The organism is Luteolibacter arcticus, assembly GCF_025950235.1.
In the GTDB taxonomy this organism is placed as follows: Bacteria; Verrucomicrobiota; Verrucomicrobiia; order Verrucomicrobiales; family Akkermansiaceae; genus Haloferula; species Haloferula arctica.
Map to the genome: position 1 here is coordinate 839,041 of NZ_JAPDDT010000002.1, position 17,010 is coordinate 856,050.

The following is a 17,010-nucleotide window of genomic DNA, read 5'->3' on the forward strand; positions in this document are numbered from 1 at the left end:
TCCTTCAACGGGGAGCGGCCGCCTTTTTCTCAGTGGAACCCCCTCCCCATTTCATTCAACCGGGCAACCGGACTTCAGAACCTATTTCAATTCAGATGCAGAACTACACGTGGAGGAGATTCAGGAGAATCCACCGGATTAGTCCGCAGGGACGGACGAAGACAACGGATCCGCTTCCCGCCAGCACCGGGGGAAACCACAGACCTCGCAGGAAAACACCAGCGCGTGGTTTCGCGTTGATCGCGGCGATGGCTCTGTTGCCGCTGCTGATGATCCTCGCCGTCAGCCTGCTCAGCCTCTCCACCATTTCCCTGAGGAAATCCACCGCCCAAACGGCGATGGACGACGCCCGCGCCAACGCGCGGCTCGCCCTCCAACTCGCCGTCGGCGAACTTCAACAACACCTCGGGCCGGACCAGCGGGTCAGCGCGGACGGACGCCTGCTGAAGGAAGCCAATCCCCATTGGACCAGCGTCTGGCGCAGCACCCGGAAGGATGGCTCGCCCTACATCACGAGGGACAACGAAAATGGCGGCCTGAAGGATCTCCGGGCGGGGGCTTGGGACGCGCGGAACGAGCGCATCGCCACCTTGGTGAGTGGCAACGAAGGAGCGCTGGAATATAACGCGGACAGCAATGGAGGAGACATGGTGGAACTGGTTTCCGAGATGGCTTCCGGCGACCCCGACATTAGCACGCGGGTGCAAGTCCCCCGGGTCGCGCTGGCGGATGGCAAGAAGTCCGCGGGAAGCTATGCCTGGTGGGTGGGTGACTTGGGCATCAAGGCCAATGTGGCGACGCGGGATGCCTCGGAGCGGAACAAGGCGGCGCATCCGTGGCGATCCCTCCAGCTTGCACAGGATGCATCATGGAGCGCCGCGGACGGTGGCAAGGAGCTGGACGATGAGATCCGCGGGAAAGTCGTCTCCACGGGCCAGCTCGATCTCGCGGGTGGCGGCGGGACGGTGCCCCGGGAAGGCTTTCACGATTTCACCACCGATTCGAAAGGGTTGCTGACCGACGTGCGCGCCGGTGGCTGGCGGAAGGATCTCACGGCCTATCTCGAGAGTTCCGGCCCCATTGCGAACCTGGACTACGACGGCACTCTCTCTGCGGGCGTGAAGGATGAGGACAATCTCGTCGGCCCGCGCAACCGCGACGCCGCCAAGCTGCCGGACGCGACCGTGACCGCACCTCGTCTCGACCGGATCTCGCCAAACTTCGGGCTTCTACGCGATTGGGCGAAGCGCGCGGCTTCCACTTCACCCGGGAATTTCAAATCACCCATCGAGCTTCCGAAGCTGACCAATGGCAGCTCCGGTGGAGTGGATTTCTACGATCGCGCGAAGAACGACCTGATGCCGACGCTGGTGGAAGGCTCCATCTACTACAATCTCAGCTACTACGACGATACCGCCGCCAACCCGACCGCTCCCTATGGTCTCCGGCTGCACATGTATCCACGCGTGGCGCTGTGGAATCCTTATCAATTCGAGATCGAGGTGCCGAACTCGATGATCCTGATGCATGTGAATGGAGGCAAACAGGTCCAGGTCACCCTGCAGGGCGGGAAAAAACAAGACTTCAAGATGTACTGGGGTGAGAGTGGAGGAAAAGACGGCGGCAGCAAGCAGGGCCGCATCTACTTCCGCATGATGGGAACGAAGATCGCTCCCGGGGAAACCATCGTCTGGTCGCCGCGGCAAAGTCGGCGCTACGACGAAGTCACCTTTTCCAACAATGTCATGTATCCGGATGTCGCTCCGAATGCAGCAGTGAGTTTCTACCAGGACGCGCGCAACGACGGCTTCCCGCTGTTCCGCGTTTACAATGCAGACAAGGACCCCACGGCCTTCAACAACCGTGTCCCAGCCATCCCGACGGAGTGGCGGGAATTCGTTCCGGTCAAGCCCACCGGCGACCTCCAGGACCTGGGCTACTTGCAATCGGACGACTACTTCATGATGTGGAAGCCGATGACCAACGCCAGCAGCATCGACCTGACCGCCTTCAACGCGCTGCCCCAGGGCTCGCTGGTCTCGTGCGCCTATCAGTTCGGCGATGACGACGAGCTCCCGGTCGAGTGGAGCTATCTCGATCCCGTTCCTTTCCCGCGCTCCACCAAGTCGAGCGCCGCGATCAGCCAGGTGCCGGACCGCCGGACGCGGGATGGCTTCCGCATGCGGTGGTTCGAGGAACACCAATCGAACCTCATCGGCTCCGGCAGCCTCGCGGGCACGCCTCACTTCGAGTGCTCGCCGATCGCCACCTGGAACATGCGGGCGACCTATTCGCTGCGCAATCCCTTCGACAATGTCACGGATGTCGCGCCTCATTTCTTCGGCATTTACACGCGCGATCTCTTCGATGGTGCGGTGGACTGGAACAGCATGATGCCGCGCCCCGGCAGCGGGAAATATCTCGGCGATCCCTTCGACCAGGCGATCCGCTTCCGCCATCCGCGGGTGCTTTTCGACCTGCCGCGACGGGACACCGCCATCGCGTCGCTGGGTTGCTTCCAGCACGCGAAGTTGTCCGAATTCATCTGGCATCCCACCTATCCGCTGGGGAATTCGCTGGTCGATCCGCGGGTCGGCCGTCTGGTCACGGAGCCGGTACGCAGCGACCGGATCAACCGCGATCGTGGCGGCTGGAACCAGGACACGCTGGGCTACAGCATGGACGGGCGCTCCGACCCGGACGGCGCGATCGGCGTGTCGGTCCAGGACAGTTGGGCTCACCTCGCGCGAAACATGCTGAGGGGTGCGCCCCTCGACCATAACGTGATCTACGATCTCAGCTATGAGGTGAACCATTCCATGTGGGACGAGTTCTTCCTCTCGACCGGCACCCCGGCGGAAAAAGAATCCTTCCTCCGCGATCCGGAGCGCAGCCCGCTCCCGAATGGCCGGCTGCTACCGAATCGCTCGGCGGGGGAAATCGATACCTCGGATCTGACCAACTTCCACCTCGCCGCCTCCAAGCTGACGCTCGACGGCGCTTTCAATGTGAACTCCGCCAGCGCGAAAGCCTGGGAAGCACTGCTGCTTTCCGGGGCGGGTGGCAGGTTTGGGGACAAGATCGCATTCCCGCGGATCTACGGCGCGAGCGGAGGCGAATGGGATGGGAAGGAGGCTTCCGACCCGGAAGCCTGGAGCGGACAGAGGCTTTTCACCCGCGACGAGATTCGCAGGCTCGCCACCGCGATCGCGGAGGAGGTGAAGATCCGCGGGCCGTTCCTTTCGCTTTCGGATTTCGTCAATCGCCGGCTGCGGGACGACGCGAGCGGAGATAAGGGAACTCTCCAGGCGGCGATCGACCGGGCCGGGCTGAACCATGCCTTCGAAGACGCATGGCCGCTCAATCGCACCGCATTGCCGGACTACTCGCACGTCGATCACATCCAAGATCCCACCCGGCTCGACCAACGGCGCAAACCGGCCACCATTGCGTGGGGCGCACCCGGGTTCCTCACGCAGGCAGACCTGCTGCAATTCATTGGTCCGGCCCTTTCCGCGAGGTCGGACTCCTTCGTGGTCCGCGCCTATGGCAGTGCGCCTTCGCCCGATGGCGGGGCACCGGTGGAGGCCTGGTGCGAGGCCGTGGTGCAGCGGACGCCCGTGCCGGTCGATGGCGATTCGCTCGGCCTGAACCCGCGGCCGGGCAAGACCGACCCGGACTTCGGCCGAAAGTTCGAGATCACGCGCTTCCGCTGGCTGAAGCGGGAGGAAATTTGAAAAGAGTTCCGTCGACGCAACGAATCCAAGCACCTGCTTTCCGTGAAACCATTCGTCCCCGTATTCCCGCTCACTTCTCCCCGGCTCAGCCGGCGTTCTTTCCTGGGCGGATCCGCCTCCCTGATCACCGCGCTGGCCGCGGGCCGGGTGCTGGGCCAGACCGGGATGGTGAGGGAGATGCCAAACTTCACCGCTTATCCTTTCCAGCTCGGGGTGGCATCCGGCGATCCGCTTGCGGACGGCTTCGTGCTGTGGACCCGGCTGGCACCCCAGCCGCTGAATGGAGGCGGCATGGCGGCGGAGCCGGTGCGGGTGCACTGGCGGGTGGCCGAGGATGAGGCGATGACAAGGGTGGTCGCCAGCGGCAGCGAAGTGGCGAGCCCGGATTGGGGTCACTCGGTTCATGTGGAAGTGAGCGGCCTGAAGCCGGACCGCTGGTACTGGTATGATTTCAAGGCGGGTCGCGAGGTCAGTCCCCGGGGACGCACCCGGACCCTGGAGCGCCCCGATCGCCCGGCTGCGGAGACCTCGCTGCTGAAGATGGCATTCGCCTCCTGCCAGCATTTCGAAGCCGGCTACTACACCGCCTACGAGCATATGCTGGCGGAGAGCCCCGACCTGGTCTTCCACCTCGGCGACTACATCTATGAGGGTCCGGAGGGCAACGGGGGCATCCGCAAGCACATCGGACCGGAGATCGTGACCCTGGATCACTACCGCAACCGCCACGCCCAGTACAAGACCGATCCGGCCTTGCAGGCGATGCACGCGGCCGCACCGTGGGTGGTCACTTGGGATGACCACGAGCTCGACAACAATTGTGCGGGGGATATCCCCGAGGAGAAAGGAATGGTCGGCAGGGACGAGTTCCTGAGCCGTCGCGCCGCGGCTTACCAGGCCTACTATGAGCACATGCCGCTGCGCGCCGCCTGCGTCCCGAAAGGACCGGGGATGAAACTCTACCGCAGCGTCCGCCACGGCAGCCTGGTTGATTTCCACGTGCTCGACACGCGTCAGTATCGTACTGACCAGCCTAATTCCGACGGCTTGAAAGCGCCCGGCGGGGACGCGCTCCGGCCGGATGCCACGATGCTGGGGCATGCCCAGCGGGACTGGCTGCTGGGTGAGCTGGGTGGCTCCCGCGCGACGTGGAACGTGCTGGCCCAGCAAGTGATGATGGCGCGGGTGGACTTCCAGCCCGGGGGCGACACCCTGTGCAGCATGGACCAGTGGCCGGGCTACGAAGCCGAGCGGCAGGCGCTGCTGAAGGCGTTCCAGCAACTGAAGGTGGCCAATCCGGTGGTGCTCACCGGGGACATCCACAGCCACTGGGCGAACGACCTCATCGCCAACTTCGATCAACCCGACTCCAGAGTGGTCGGCACGGAATTCGTCTGCACGTCCATCACCTCCGGCGGGGACGGAATGGAGAAGCGCAAGAATTTCCAACAGGCGGCCCCGGAGAATCCATTCGTGAAATACCACTCCGCCCGCCGGGGCTACGTGAGCTGCACGATCGGCGATAAGATCTGGCGGACCGATTTCCGCACGCTGGATCACGTCAGCCGTCCCGGCTCGCCGCTCAATACGCCTGCATCATTCGTCGTGGAGAGCGGTTCGACGGGAATGCAGCTTGCTTGAGATCGGCCGGCGCTCCTCCCCGACGCTCTAACGGAACGCCTTTTGCAGGAGCGATTTTCGTCAAGGCTTGGGATGCCCGTGGGTGGTTCACTCGGGCTCACCCACGCCGTCCTCGGCGTAAGGAAGAATGCGGAAGCGGAAGAACACACTCGCGTCTTCCATCGGTGGATGGAACTCCATCAGGTTTCCATTGCCGAGAAACTCATCCAGATCGGCCCAAGCCACGAGGTCGATGGATCGTTGGAAGCCATAGCGCACGTCGGGCACCGTCTCCAGGGTCAGGCTGAACAGGTCGTTCTCCGGATCGACGTGGAAGCTGTCGAGCACCGGCACACTCCCCGGAAGCACGGCGGTCATGCTCGGGGCGTAGTTGTTAGAGTCGATGGCATCGCCGGTGCCATTGTAGATCCACGGGGCCACGAAAACCGATCCGGTCGTGACAGGTGCCGTGAAGTTGAGGGTCACGGTCGTGCTGCTGCCATGGGTCAGCGCGGTCACCGGGATGGTCAGCAGGTTGTGGATCACGCTGCCCGCTGGCGTGGACCCGTTGAAGGTGGCGGCCGCCGGCAACTCCACTTCCAGGCTGGAGGCTGTGGAATCGTTGGGTCCGAGATTGTTGATGGTGTAAGTGACCGCGAAGGCTGCGCCTAGGTCCACGGCAAGTGGAGCGTCCACGGTCAGGGCAAGATCCGTGCTCACGAGGTCCGGGACTACGGTGACGCCGACGTCGTTGCCGGCCGCTCCGCCATCGCCGTTCGCCTGATAGGTGATCTGCAGGGCAAGGCCGTTGCCGATGGGGATGACTCCACCTTCCGGCAAACCATCGAAGGTGCCATCGATCGGGTCGTTGCCGTCGTTGAGCAGGAGGAAGAACGATTCGCCTTCCGGGAGGACGGGGTCGCTGTCGAGAAGGAGGTCGCCGTCAAGGCTCACGATGCCGCCGACCCGCATCTGGTTGTAACCGACCAGCGGGGTGGTGTGGGCGATGTAGAACTCGATCTCCGCCGAAGCATCGAAGGTGAAGTCGCCGGTGACGTGGAGTTGTCCGTCGTTGTCCGGAAGCACATAGGAGCCGGCTTCGGCGTGGACGGTGCCATCAATCTGCCCGTTGCCCTGCAAGTAGCCTGACGTGGTGAGGTCGCCGCGGAAAGTCCCGTAGATGTTGGCGAAGTCTCCGGAGGGAATCTGGATCGGCACGGTCATCGCCGAGGCATCGAGAGTGGCAGAGGGATCGACCCGGATCGAATGCGAGCTGCCCCAGGCAGCGTCACTAGTGATCTGGAGCGTGCCTTCGTAAACTTCGCGATCCCCGGTGGTGGTGTTCGTGCCACTGAGGATGACGGTGCCAGTGCCGGACTTATCGAGATTCATGCTGCCGCCCAGCGGGCCGGTGATTTCCAGCATGCCATCCACATCGAGGGCGAGAGAGGCGGAGGTCAGCGGCGCGTTGAAGTTCACCGTGGAACTGCTGCTCACGCCGATTCCGACGTTGCCGCCGGGCCGGATAAACGAGCTGCCGGTGACGGTGTAGTCGTCATGGAACTGGATGCTCTGTGCCGTCGGCGAGGTGAGCACATCCGTGACCATCACGGCGTCCAGGGTGACCGTGCCACCGAGGCCTGCTGGAAAGATCGCGGTGTCGGATGAAAGCGGCCGGTTGCCGGTGTTCCAGTTGGCGGGAGTGGACCACAGGCCGTCGGTGGAGGAGTTGCTCCACGTCGGTGTTGCGGCGGAGAGAGACGCGAGAGATACGGCGGTGACTGCAATTCCGAGAGCGAGGCGGCCCGGGGAGGGGGTGGAGGGCGTCATGCGATACCGGAACCTTAACGTTCAAGGATTCCGTAGAAAAGGCATTTCCCCTGCCGGCATTGGGAGATGCTGCTACTTCGGCCGCCGCCATGCATTGAAGTCACGCGATTCCCCGGCGGGGATGATGGCGAGTTCCTCCGGCTGGTCGGGGAAGGTGGTGCGAGGCTCCGGTGGCTTCTCGGGGCCGATGCCCTCGGCGAGAAAAGGTGAGCCTGCAGGCAGAGACAGCCCTTGGTCGAGCTGTGGGTCGTAGATGCGGTTGCCCTTCGGCAGGGTCACAACTTCGGTTCCGCGCATCCATGGCGACGCCATGCCCCAGAAGATATTTCGCTCCACAGTGGGTGTGCCGTAGCTTTTTGCTGCGGGCTTCTCCTCCTCGATGAGCCCTTGGATGATGCCGGGGCCGGAGATGATGTTCCCGCGAATCTGCGGTGAGGCCATGCCTGAAAGCCGGATCGATTCGCGGGTGTTCGCCGCGATCAGGTTGCGTTCGATCTTGTCGCGGCTTTCGAACCAGCAGGAGATTCCGTCCATTTCATTGCGGGCGATCACGTTGCCGGTGATCTCACCGGCGGTATTGCCGGAGGCATAGATGCCGCTTCGGGCGTGGTTGTGGATGAGATTGCCAGTGATCTTCGGCGAGACATTGTCGTACTGGATGCCGTGCCATGCCGACCCGGCGATGCAGCAGTTGTCGATGGTCGACTGGCGCGAGAAGGGGCGCATGACGATGCTGGCGTAATAGCAGTTCCGCACCGTGCAATCGCGGATCTCCGCCTTGCAAGCTTCGCCGAGGACGATGCCGGTGTTCCATGCCGCAGCCACGAGGCAGCCATCCATCTTCAAGGTCGCAATCCTGGCTTCGATGCCATTGCCGACTGAGCCGACGAGGGCGCAGTCCCGGAGGCTCAGGTCGCACTTCACGGCGGAAATCAATGAGACGGGCGACAACGCTCCTTCCGGAGGCGTGCCACTCATCGAAAGCGAAATGCCCTCAAGGTTCACTTGGCCGTTCGTCTCGATCTCGACCACGGGCATGATCCTCTGCTCCGGAGAGGGAACCTCGGGCTTTTCGTAGTCGCGACTCTCCGCGAGATAGGGACCCTGGACATGCAAGCGCGTCTTCTCCCAGCCCGCGCCAATCAGTGTGACTGGCTTGCGAATGACGATGCGCTCTGGGTAGTTGCCAGCGGCAATTCGGATGACGGCTCCGGGCGAAGCATCCTCCAAGGCTGCAGCGATGGTGGGGTAGTTGCCCTTGCCCTTGATCGTCACGGTTCCCGGTGACGAGGTGTCCTTATGCGGTGGCACCTCAGGCCCAGGTCGATAATCCTCCAGCTTCCGTTCAAGTACGGCTGCGATCTCCGCATGCTCCAATCGTTGGCTGTGGGCTCGCACCAAGGCCTCGTCGCGAGATTCGTAAAGGAGCGACTGATAGAAGATCGCCATTACGGCTGCGATCGTGAAGAGCCCGGCCCAGATCAGGGCGATCGTCTTTCCCCTGCGGGTCCGCCATGACAAAACGGCCAGCACCAGCGAGCCGAGCAGGCAAGCGGCCCCTGCAAGCAAGACTCCTTCTTCCTTCGTGGTGAAGCTCAGGAGCAGGGGAGTGCCGATGCTCCCTGCGAGGAGCAGCCCCAAAGCCCAGCGTGCCGGCGCGTCGGTGTTCGCTTGTGCCGGCTTGGCCTGGACAAGGGCTCTCACGACCAGCACGGCGACCACCAGCACCGAGAGGATCAGTACCGCCCCGCGCTCCAAGCCCGAGCTGAACCACGCAATCACCAGCAGGATCGCTGGCGCGAAGTGAAGGACGTGCCGCAGCCATTCGCGTCGTTTTTCTTCGGCTGGTATGATCCGCGGTGTTTCTGCCGCGGGCTCCGGGCGCATCGGATGGGTCGTGACCTCGCGGGTCACTTCGCCGAGCACGGTATTGAAGTCCCCCGCACTCTGGAGCCTCAGCTCCGGCTGTTGGGCCAACGCGCGCAACACCACCTCGTCCAATCGCACGTCGATCTGCACCCGCCGCGACGGAGCTACGGGAATCGTAGTAGGTCGCTCGCCGGTGAGCATTTCGTAGAGGACCACGCCGAGGGCGTAGACGTCGGCACGATGGTCGATGTTTGCCGCGCCGGCATTCTGTTCCGGTGCCATGTAGTGCGGCGTGCCGGCGCGCTCCGCGGCATCCCCGGCCAGCGTGGCGATGCCGAAGTCGGCGATCTTCACGCGGCCCTCGCGATCTAACAAAATGTTCTCCGGCTTGATGTCGCGGTGGACGATGCCGTGGTCGTGGGCGAACTGGAGCGCTTCGCAGATCGGCGGGACGATGGCCAGCGCTTGTTCCGGCACCATCTTGCCGTCGCGCAACAGGTCGCGGAGGTTCACGCCATTGATGAACTCCATCACCAGGTAGTAGAGCCCGCCGGTCTCGCCGAAGTCGTGGATCGTGACGATGTGCGGGTGGCTCAGCTTCGCGAGCATCTCCGCTTCCTTGGCGAATCGTCCGGCAAAGCGGACTTCGCGCTCGCGTTCCGGGGCGAGGATCTTGATCGCGACCAGCCGGTTGAGCGACTTCTGGCGCGCCTTGTAAACGACGCCCATGCCGCCGCGGCCGAGGCATTCGAGGATCTCGAACTGCGGGAACTTTTCGGCGATCTCTTCCGGCGCGGGCGGCGGCGGGATTTCCCGTGGCCCGTCATCGAGCGTGCGTGACGCGATCGCCTGGGCCATCAGGCAGGCCGGGCAGACATCGCTGCCGGTGGGCAGCGGCTTGCCGCATTCGGGGCATGAGTTGGAAGGATTCATCTCAAGGCTCACTCACCCGAAAAGGAGAGGACGTTACAGATTAGCGCCGCCGCTCCTGCCAATCCCTCATCGCGCCACCGAGTTCGTCCAGCGTATCGCTGGCGGTGGTGACCGGACCTTTCGCCAAGGCTCGCTCCGCGGCGCGGCCACACAGCCAGGCGGCGAGGGAAGCGGCATCGCACGGTTTCATTCCCTGCGCGAGGAAAGCCCCGGCGACGCCGGAGAGCACATCGCCCTGCCCGCCGGACGCCATGCCGGCGTGGCCGGTAGGATTGAAGCGTGTCGCTTCGCCGGGAGCTGCGACCAGAGTGCGGGCTCCTTTCAAAAGGAGCGTGCAGGGATGTCGGGTGACAAACGCCACAGCGGCGGCGAGCCGGTCCTTTTCCGCGAGGTCCGGTGCCAGGCGTCGGAACTCACCGGGGTGAGGCGTGATGAGATGGCGGCTATCTAACAAAGCGGTCTTCCCCGCCGTCGCGAGGAAGTTCAGTCCATCCGCATCAAGCACCGCGGGCGGGTGAGGCTTGGCCAAGCGGGCGAGCAGATCCGCCTGCCCGGTCTTGCTCATGTTCGCGATGCCGGGGCCGATGACGAGCGCGTCGTGCCCGGCGGAAAAGGCATCGGTCACCGGTGTTGGCGATACTTTCACCATCACCTCCGGTGGCATGGGCGCGGCGAGCGAAGGGAGGAACTCCGGCTCCACGTGCAGGGTCACCAAGCCCGCGCCAGCCCGCAGCGCGGCGGTGGCGGCGAGTACGGCGGCACCGGTCATTCCCGGCGACCCGGCGAGGAGCCCGATCCGGCCGGAATCGCCCTTGTGGAAGTCGTGCGGCCTCGGCGAAAGCAGGCCGGGAAATGCATCCGGACCAAAGAGCTCAAGTGCGGACCCTTCGGGTGGAGGCAGGTCCCCCAGCGGCACCAGCAAGATCCGGCCGGCGCTGGCAATCCCGGCAGGTGTGCTCAGCCCGAGCTTCGCGACCCCCACCGTGATGGTCAGGTCGGCCACGACTCCACGGCCTTCGCCGCTGTCGGCATCGATCCCGGACGGCAGGTCCATGGCGGCCACGACGGCTCCGTGGGAATCCCGCAGCCACGCCATTTCCTCCGCCAGACGGGCGAGGGGCTCCCGCAAGGTGCCGCGGGCCCCGATGCCCAAGAGTCCATCGAGCAAAAGCAGCGGCCCCGAGCCTTCCGGAAGCGCGTTTGGCAGTTCCTCTACCAGCTCCCGTCGCTTGCGTCGCGGGAGCACTCCCCACTCGGTCTCCGGGTAGGCGGCCTTTAGCGCGATCTGCCAGCCAGCTTCGCGCAGATACCGCAGGGCTACCAAGGCGTCGCCGCCGTTGTTTCCCTTGCCGATGTAGGCGACTGCCCGTCCTGGCTGCGGGAAATGGTCGAGCAGACGACGGGCGATGCCTTCGCCCGCCCGATCCATCAACGACTCCGCGGACACGCCGCGGCGGAACGCAGCTTCCTCCAGCGACCGCATGGCCGCACCGGTGACAAACGACATGCCACCACATCTATCGGATCAACCCGCCCGGCGGAAGCGCACGATGCCCTCGGCCATGCCTTCGGCCAGCGCTTGGCGGAACCAGGCTGATTTCATCCGGGAGCGTTCGCCGGCATTGCTGACGAAGCCGCACTCGACGAGGATCGACGGGCAGGTGGTGTTCCGGATCACGTAGAAGCGGGCGAATTTCACGCCGCGATTCACGCACCGGACCTTGCCCATCATGCCGTTGTGGACGTAGGAGGCGAGCGGCTGGCTCTGGCCAGAGTGGTAAAAAGTCTCCAGACCGGACACTTGCTGCTTCCAGGTGTAGTTGTAGTGGACGCTGACGAAGATCGCGTCGGAGTAGCGGCTGGCGATGCGCACCCGCTCCGGCAGCGAGATGAAGTAGTCGCTGCGGCGGGTCATCACCGTGCGAAAACCGCGCTTCTTGAGTTCGGCCTCAAGGCGGGTGGAAGTGTCGAGGGCGAGGTGTTTTTCATACACCAGGCCCCACTGGCCGCCCTTGTCATGACCGCCGTGACCGGGATCGATCACCACGGTGCGGAAGAAACGTGCCTGGGCCGGCAGGCTCGCCAGGCAGAGCGCGAGCACGGGTAGCAGCAGTCGGTAAAGCTTTCTCATGTCGGAAAGATTGTTAACAAACCAAAACAATATAGATTTTTTAGGTATATGGGCCGGCGATGTAAAGGGTCAAATCCCCTCTGCGCCGGGAATCCCCGCTCAATTGAAAATGAAAGCTGGCCGGTCGGAGGCCTTGCGGACCTTGCCGCGAGCCTCGGCGGCGGCCTTGGCATCGTAGGGGATGCTGTTCCCCACCTCCACGACCCCGTCCTTCGAGGTGTAGAGCACCGGATCCGAGCCGGCACCGCGCTTGTGCAGCTCACGGCCGAGCAGCTTGCCATCCGAGGCGACCCGGACGTGTCCCCACATGTCGGGCGAGATCAGGTAGAGCACGTGCATCACCTGGCGATTGTCGAGGGTGGCGGAAGGCTTGCGGAACATCAGGACCTCGCCCAGCGGGTGGGTCTGAAGCGAGCCGCCGGTGCGGGAATCCATGACCTGCGCGTAGAGCATCGTCTTGCTGCCGCTGTTGAATTCCAGCACGCGGAATTCGCGGGTCTGGCCCGCCTTGCCAGGCAGTCCGATCTTCTGGGTCCAATAGGGCCGGGCCGTGCTGGTATTGAAGAGCAGGCGGTTGGAGACGAAGCCCTCGTTGGTCTGGCCGGGCAGCCGGACCGAGGCGTAGACGGAGTAGTTGCCCGCTGACTGCAGCGGATAGAGGCGGCTCAGGTCGACCGTGCGGCTCATCGTCTGGCCCAGCGGGATTTTCACCGCGCCGAAGGCGGGCTGGCCCAGCGGGGTCAGCGGGTTGCCGCTCAGCGTGTTCACCATCAGGTCCAGCCATCCCGCGCGGCTATTTCCTTGGAAGACAATGTCTTGGCCGGAGCGGTTGGTCACGTTGACCTGGACCAGCACGGGCTCGCCGGCGACGAAGTTGTTGCGCGTCATCTTCAGCTTCACCTCGATTTGGGCACGGGCCGTCGCCAGGCAGAGGCCGAGAAAAACCAAGGGGAGCAGCAGGCGGATTCCGGTCATGGGGTCGAAGGCCTATCGCACACCCCCCGGCCCGTCAACCCAACGGGCCGGGACTTCGTCTAACCACGAAGGCGGGGCGAGCTCCGGTCTGACAGTCAGTGGTGGCCGGCGAGTCTTCGCCGGTGGAGCGTTGAGCGCTGGAGCGGTCGCCCGACCGAAGTCCTTTGGCAGCAAGGGATGGGGTCCCGAAGGTCCACCTGCATACATTGCGGCGAGAAACTGGAAGTCCCCATATTCGGAGAGAGCAACATCAAGACGCTGGGGAAGATTTGAATGGGTCAGGGCGCGCGTCTCAACATTTCAGCGTGACGGATTGAAATGCGGGACTTGGCCAGTCCAGTTGCCCCCCTTGAGTCTCCCGCTTTGCAAGAAGGAGACGCCAGCGAAGCAATACCAATGTCTGAAGCATCCCCCGAATCTAACAACTTCCAAATATAAAAATATGTTGACATGTAAGAAGTAATGTTCGCATGCTCACTTGTTCAAAAACGTACATGCGAATGTGTGTTCCGAATCGCTCCCGATCACCCGTCCCACTTGTTCCCGGTACTCGGAAGTGTGCCAGGGACGCGCATCACCACCCAGCCATCATGTACACCCGCATCGGATCCCTGCTCGCCCTCTTCACCCTGCTGTCCCCGACCGCCCGGTCCGCCACGATCATCCCTGTCGTCGGAGGAGAGGCGATCGGAACGGGTACCGGATTCGAGAACATACCGCCGTTCTTTGACGCCCAGCCCGGCGCCGTGCCCACCAGTGGCCCGACGATCGACCTCTTCGGCTCGGCCGGGACATTTTACGCGAATGCCGGGCGGGGCTTCTTCATCAATTTCGGTTCCAGCTACGCTTCGATCACGGTCAGCGACGTCTATGTCGGATTGAAGGTCAACGGGACGAATTCCACGGGGGTGGGCGTCTTCTACTTCTGGAGTTCCGACATCAATGTTCGATACGATCCTCTTTCGGGAGACACGCCGGCCCCTGACTTCAATCTTTTCTCCTTCACCGCGAGCACCTCGGCAAAGAGCTGGCAGCAGATCTACAATGGAGCGGACGTGGTCCCGGCAAAGCAGTACTACATCGGCGCGTTTTCCGGAGGTGCGGTCACGAATCGCCTCGAGGAGATCGTGTTCGTCTCGGCTATCCCTGAACCGAGCACGGCCGGCCTCGCCGCAGCGACCTTCGCATCGTTCATCTTTCTCTCCCGCCGCCGCGGGAAATCATAGAGCGCATGCCAGCGCCGCTTGCTATCAGGCTGCGCCCTCGCCGGTGATCCGCCGGGACGTTTCCCTCTTGGTCTGGCATCGAAGCCATCGTTTCCCACATGCTTGGCCACGGGGCGGAATTGATCGGAGATGGAGTATGGGGACAGCTACCGGCTGGCCGATCTGCGCGGGCCGGAGGGCATTATCGTCGGCCTGGCCGAGGCGAGGGGCTGATTTCGTGGTGAGCGTTGGTATCGATGCTTCCGGCCGAGGCAAGAATGGGAGTTCCGGCGGGTAAAGTGATCGGCGCGTGGAGGTCCGTTGACCCTTTAAACACGATCGGGTATCTACCGCCTATGTTCGGATTCGGCAGCAAGAAGAAGTACGAGGACCAGATGGCCGAATGGCTCGCCCACCCGAACGAATTCGGCGTGCGTCCGAAGTCCGTCCGCCACAAGCGCACCTACAAGGCCAGTCTCATCCACGACGACACCGAGATTCATCTTTGCGAATACGAGATGCCGGACGGCACGCAGGGACGCGGCTTCGTCAATGGGTCCCTGACGTGGTCCTTCCTCGGCGACGGGGTCAACGCCATCGACGATGACAACCTGATTCTCGCGTATTGCGGATGGTCCTGGCTCTTTCCGGCAATGCAGGAAGGCGGGGTGATTACGAACTTCGTTTCAGAGAGCGAGGAAGCCCGCTTCATCGCCCAGAAACAGGAACAGGGTTTGACCGACGTCACGATCACCAACCGCTACAAGATCGGCACGAGCGAGCTCTTCGAGTTCACCGGCAGCTATCAGGGCACGCCCGCCAAAGGCGCGGGCGATACCGGTAACGAAGTCGGCTTCATGGCGGGCGACCCCCGTTTCAACCTTCCGTCCATTTACTTCCTGTTGGGCCGTCAGGTCATCAAGTCGATGGGATGAATCTTCCTACCCGAGTCGTGGTGCCGTTGCTGGCTCTCAATCTGATCGTCTCGGCTGCGGCTTTGTATTTCGCAGTCAACAGCCGTGCTTCCAGCCCGGTACCAACGCCCGTTGCCGTTCCAGCGAGCGGGCTTGCCAGTGTGCCGATCGACGGGCTGTCATTGCGCTTCAGGCATTCCGAGCTCTTCGAGTCCGCTCATGACATGGCACGGCCCGCGGCACTCGGAGAGTTGATTCGCCGAGGTGCCCTGCGCCCCGGCATGACCGACCGCGAAACCGCATTTCTTCTCGGTGACGCCGAGGGCACTGCGACCGGGGAGGCAGGCGACCAGAGCTTTGCCTGGCATTATGGCTTGCCCGGCGGCAATCTAGTCCTGGAGTTTTCAGCTCAGCGAGTTCTTCTCCGCGCGTTCCAAACCCACGATGGCGACCCAGACCACGCCCACTCCGAACCGTTGTTCTGAATTCTATGAGCGAATCCGGTCATAAGAAATACGAACTGCGTTTTCATCATTTGGACGGAGTTCGCGAGAGGTATTTCCTCTCGTCCTGGCACGTCCATCCAGATGATGTGATTCACGTCGGGCAGGTGATCGCCTGCGTGGATTTGCATTGCGACGATGCTGGCAACGTTTCGCCAAGCCGTGCTAATGGCAGCGGCTCTCGCTGAACTTGGGCTATCAGACTTACTTCGAACGCCATGCCCAATTTATCCCCGGAGAATTATCCGCAGCGGGTCCGGGAGTTCACCCGGCTTGCAGCAGACGTCTTTCGCCAGTCAGCCTTCAGCGAGCAGAAACAGCGCGCAGCCATCTGCCGCTATCTTCGTCTTGGTGCCGCCTCCGGTTTTTCCCAAGCCGAACTGATCGACTTTCTCGGCGTGTCCACACCCTCTGTGTTGGAAATGGCCGACTACTCTGATGCAGCGGCGCAACAGGTGATGGCGATGCTAGCCGACATCAGCGAAGAGGAGATTCAGAATAGGGAATGAGGCTGTGGATCTAACAAATTACTGCGTGAAAAAGTGGCGAGCTGGTGTGGATATGGGATCACTGGACGGCCTTTTTTCACTCTCCTGCAGGACACAAAAAACCCGGAGCGTGAGCCCCGGGTTCTTTAATGAATGGTGTGCCGTGAAGAGACGAGGCTCTCACACGTAGTGCAGCTCCTTCGCCTTCTTGGCGATGTCGCTTTCGCGGTCGAGGAGCTCTTGGATGGGATCCCAGCGGCCGGCGACGAGGGCGTCGCGGGCGGACTCGGGCATGTTGAGGCCGAAGTCGAGGCCGGTGGAGGAGCGGACGCGCTTGTTCACCAGGTCGATGGTGATTTCCACGGCGGGATCGGCTTCGACGGCTTGGCGGAGCTGGTCGATTTCCCCAGCGGTGAGCATGACGCAGGGCATGGCGAGGCCGGTCGAGTTGCCGAAGAAGATCTCGGCGAAGGACTCGGCGATGACCGCCTTGAAGCCGTACTTGGCGAGCGATTGCGGGGCGTGCTCACGGGAGGAGCCGCAGCCGAAATTGACGCCGGCGATCAGGATGGTCGCGGCCTTGAAGCGTTCGTCATTGAGCGGGTGCTCGGTCTTCTCGCCGGTGCCCGGGTCGAAGCGGACGTCGTAGAAGGCGAACTCGCCGAGGCCGTCAAAGGTGACGCATTTCATGAACCGGGCCGGGATGATGCGGTCGGTATCGATGTCGGCGCCGGGGATGAAGACGGCGCGGCCGGAGACGGTGGTGACTTTTTCGAGGGCCATGGTGGCTAGAAGTGAGAGGCCA

General features: G+C 63.1%; 13 protein-coding genes and 1 pseudogene. 8 read left to right on the plus strand and 6 right to left on the minus strand.

Annotated elements, in window-relative coordinates; genetic code table 11:
* Positions 1-248: 248 nt before the first annotated feature.
* Positions 249-3,737 (plus strand): hypothetical protein, encoded by a 3,489-nt coding sequence (locus OKA05_RS08175; RefSeq protein ID WP_264486635.1) that lies wholly within the window; start codon positions 249-251, stop codon positions 3,735-3,737.
* 42 nt (positions 3,738-3,779) lie between these two features.
* Complete coding sequence (locus tag OKA05_RS08180) at positions 3,780-5,378, plus strand: alkaline phosphatase D family protein (RefSeq protein WP_264486636.1); 1,599 nt, start codon at positions 3,780-3,782, stop codon at positions 5,376-5,378.
* 87 nt (positions 5,379-5,465) lie between these two features.
* Here OKA05_RS08180 and OKA05_RS08185 read toward each other — a convergent pair whose 3' ends face one another.
* The 5 genes from OKA05_RS08185 to OKA05_RS08205 all read right to left on the minus strand — a co-directional run bounded on the left by OKA05_RS08185 (position 5,466) and on the right by OKA05_RS08205 (position 13,095).
* On the minus strand, positions 5,466-7,187 hold the full coding sequence (locus OKA05_RS08185) for an autotransporter-associated beta strand repeat-containing protein (RefSeq protein ID WP_264486637.1): 1,722 nt from the start codon (positions 7,185-7,187) through the stop codon (positions 5,466-5,468).
* 72 nt (positions 7,188-7,259) lie between these two features.
* Positions 7,260-9,989 carry a protein kinase domain-containing protein gene (locus OKA05_RS08190; protein ID WP_264486638.1) on the minus strand — a complete coding sequence of 910 codons (2,730 nt, stop codon included), beginning with the start codon at positions 9,987-9,989 and terminating at the stop codon, positions 7,260-7,262.
* A gap of 40 nt (positions 9,990-10,029) precedes the next feature.
* The gene (locus tag OKA05_RS08195) at positions 10,030-11,496 is read right to left on the minus strand and encodes an NAD(P)H-hydrate dehydratase (protein ID WP_264486639.1); all 1,467 of its coding nucleotides are present in this window, start codon (positions 11,494-11,496) and stop codon (positions 10,030-10,032) included.
* 18 nt (positions 11,497-11,514) lie between these two features.
* On the minus strand, positions 11,515-12,120 hold the full coding sequence (locus tag OKA05_RS08200) for an N-acetylmuramoyl-L-alanine amidase family protein (protein WP_264486640.1): 606 nt from the start codon (positions 12,118-12,120) through the stop codon (positions 11,515-11,517).
* Between the two features lie 99 nt (positions 12,121-12,219).
* On the minus strand, positions 12,220-13,095 hold the full coding sequence (locus OKA05_RS08205) for a hypothetical protein (RefSeq protein WP_264486641.1): 876 nt from the start codon (positions 13,093-13,095) through the stop codon (positions 12,220-12,222).
* A 590-nt stretch (positions 13,096-13,685) separates the two neighbouring features.
* On the opposite strand from OKA05_RS08205, the gene OKA05_RS08210 reads away from it, so the two are divergent.
* The 6 genes and pseudogenes from OKA05_RS08210 to OKA05_RS08230 all read left to right on the plus strand — a co-directional run bounded on the left by OKA05_RS08210 (position 13,686) and on the right by OKA05_RS08230 (position 16,226).
* Positions 13,686-14,321, plus strand: coding sequence for a hypothetical protein (locus OKA05_RS08210; RefSeq protein ID WP_264486642.1), 636 nt, complete (start codon positions 13,686-13,688; stop codon positions 14,319-14,321).
* Between the two features lie 98 nt (positions 14,322-14,419).
* Positions 14,420-14,534 (plus strand): annotated as a pseudogene (locus tag OKA05_RS29525) (VOC family protein); the annotation flags it as partial.
* A 122-nt stretch (positions 14,535-14,656) separates the two neighbouring features.
* Entirely contained in the window at positions 14,657-15,235 is a 579-nt protein-coding gene (locus OKA05_RS08215; protein ID WP_264486643.1) for a hypothetical protein, read from the plus strand.
* The gene (locus tag OKA05_RS08220; RefSeq protein ID WP_264486644.1) at positions 15,232-15,699 is read left to right on the plus strand and encodes a hypothetical protein; all 468 of its coding nucleotides are present in this window, start codon (positions 15,232-15,234) and stop codon (positions 15,697-15,699) included. Before OKA05_RS08215 ends, OKA05_RS08220 begins: the two co-directional genes overlap by 4 nt.
* A gap of 5 nt (positions 15,700-15,704) precedes the next feature.
* Positions 15,705-15,905: a hypothetical protein gene (locus tag OKA05_RS08225; protein WP_264486645.1), complete on the plus strand. Its 201-nt coding sequence runs from the start codon at positions 15,705-15,707 to the stop codon at positions 15,903-15,905.
* A 30-nt stretch (positions 15,906-15,935) separates the two neighbouring features.
* The gene (locus OKA05_RS08230; protein WP_264486646.1) at positions 15,936-16,226 is read left to right on the plus strand and encodes a hypothetical protein; all 291 of its coding nucleotides are present in this window, start codon (positions 15,936-15,938) and stop codon (positions 16,224-16,226) included.
* 159 nt (positions 16,227-16,385) lie between these two features.
* Here OKA05_RS08230 and leuD read toward each other — a convergent pair whose 3' ends face one another.
* Positions 16,386-16,988: a 3-isopropylmalate dehydratase small subunit gene (leuD, locus tag OKA05_RS08235; RefSeq protein WP_264486647.1), complete on the minus strand. Its 603-nt coding sequence runs from the start codon at positions 16,986-16,988 to the stop codon at positions 16,386-16,388.
* Between the last annotated feature and the right edge of the window lie 22 nt (positions 16,989-17,010).

Bases quoted from the DNA above. Each gene is read 5' to 3' on its own strand.
- OKA05_RS08175 (WP_264486635.1), top strand. From the start codon at position 249: ATGGCTCTGTTGCCGCTGCTGATGATCCTCGCCGTCAGCCTGCTCAGC.
- OKA05_RS08185 (WP_264486637.1), bottom strand. From the start codon at position 7,187: ATGACGCCCTCCACCCCCTCCCCGGGCCGCCTCGCTCTCGGAATTGCA.
- OKA05_RS08190 (WP_264486638.1), bottom strand. From the start codon at position 9,989: ATGAATCCTTCCAACTCATGCCCCGAATGCGGCAAGCCGCTGCCCACC.
- OKA05_RS08195 (WP_264486639.1), bottom strand. From the start codon at position 11,496: ATGTCGTTTGTCACCGGTGCGGCCATGCGGTCGCTGGAGGAAGCTGCG.
- OKA05_RS08200 (WP_264486640.1), bottom strand. From the start codon at position 12,120: ATGAGAAAGCTTTACCGACTGCTGCTACCCGTGCTCGCGCTCTGCCTG.
- OKA05_RS08205 (WP_264486641.1), bottom strand. From the start codon at position 13,095: ATGACCGGAATCCGCCTGCTGCTCCCCTTGGTTTTTCTCGGCCTCTGC.
- OKA05_RS08210 (WP_264486642.1), top strand. From the start codon at position 13,686: ATGTACACCCGCATCGGATCCCTGCTCGCCCTCTTCACCCTGCTGTCC.
- OKA05_RS08215 (WP_264486643.1), top strand. From the start codon at position 14,657: ATGTTCGGATTCGGCAGCAAGAAGAAGTACGAGGACCAGATGGCCGAA.
- OKA05_RS08220 (WP_264486644.1), top strand. From the start codon at position 15,232: ATGAATCTTCCTACCCGAGTCGTGGTGCCGTTGCTGGCTCTCAATCTG.
- OKA05_RS08225 (WP_264486645.1), top strand. From the start codon at position 15,705: ATGAGCGAATCCGGTCATAAGAAATACGAACTGCGTTTTCATCATTTG.
- OKA05_RS08230 (WP_264486646.1), top strand. From the start codon at position 15,936: ATGCCCAATTTATCCCCGGAGAATTATCCGCAGCGGGTCCGGGAGTTC.
- leuD (WP_264486647.1), bottom strand. From the start codon at position 16,988: ATGGCCCTCGAAAAAGTCACCACCGTCTCCGGCCGCGCCGTCTTCATC.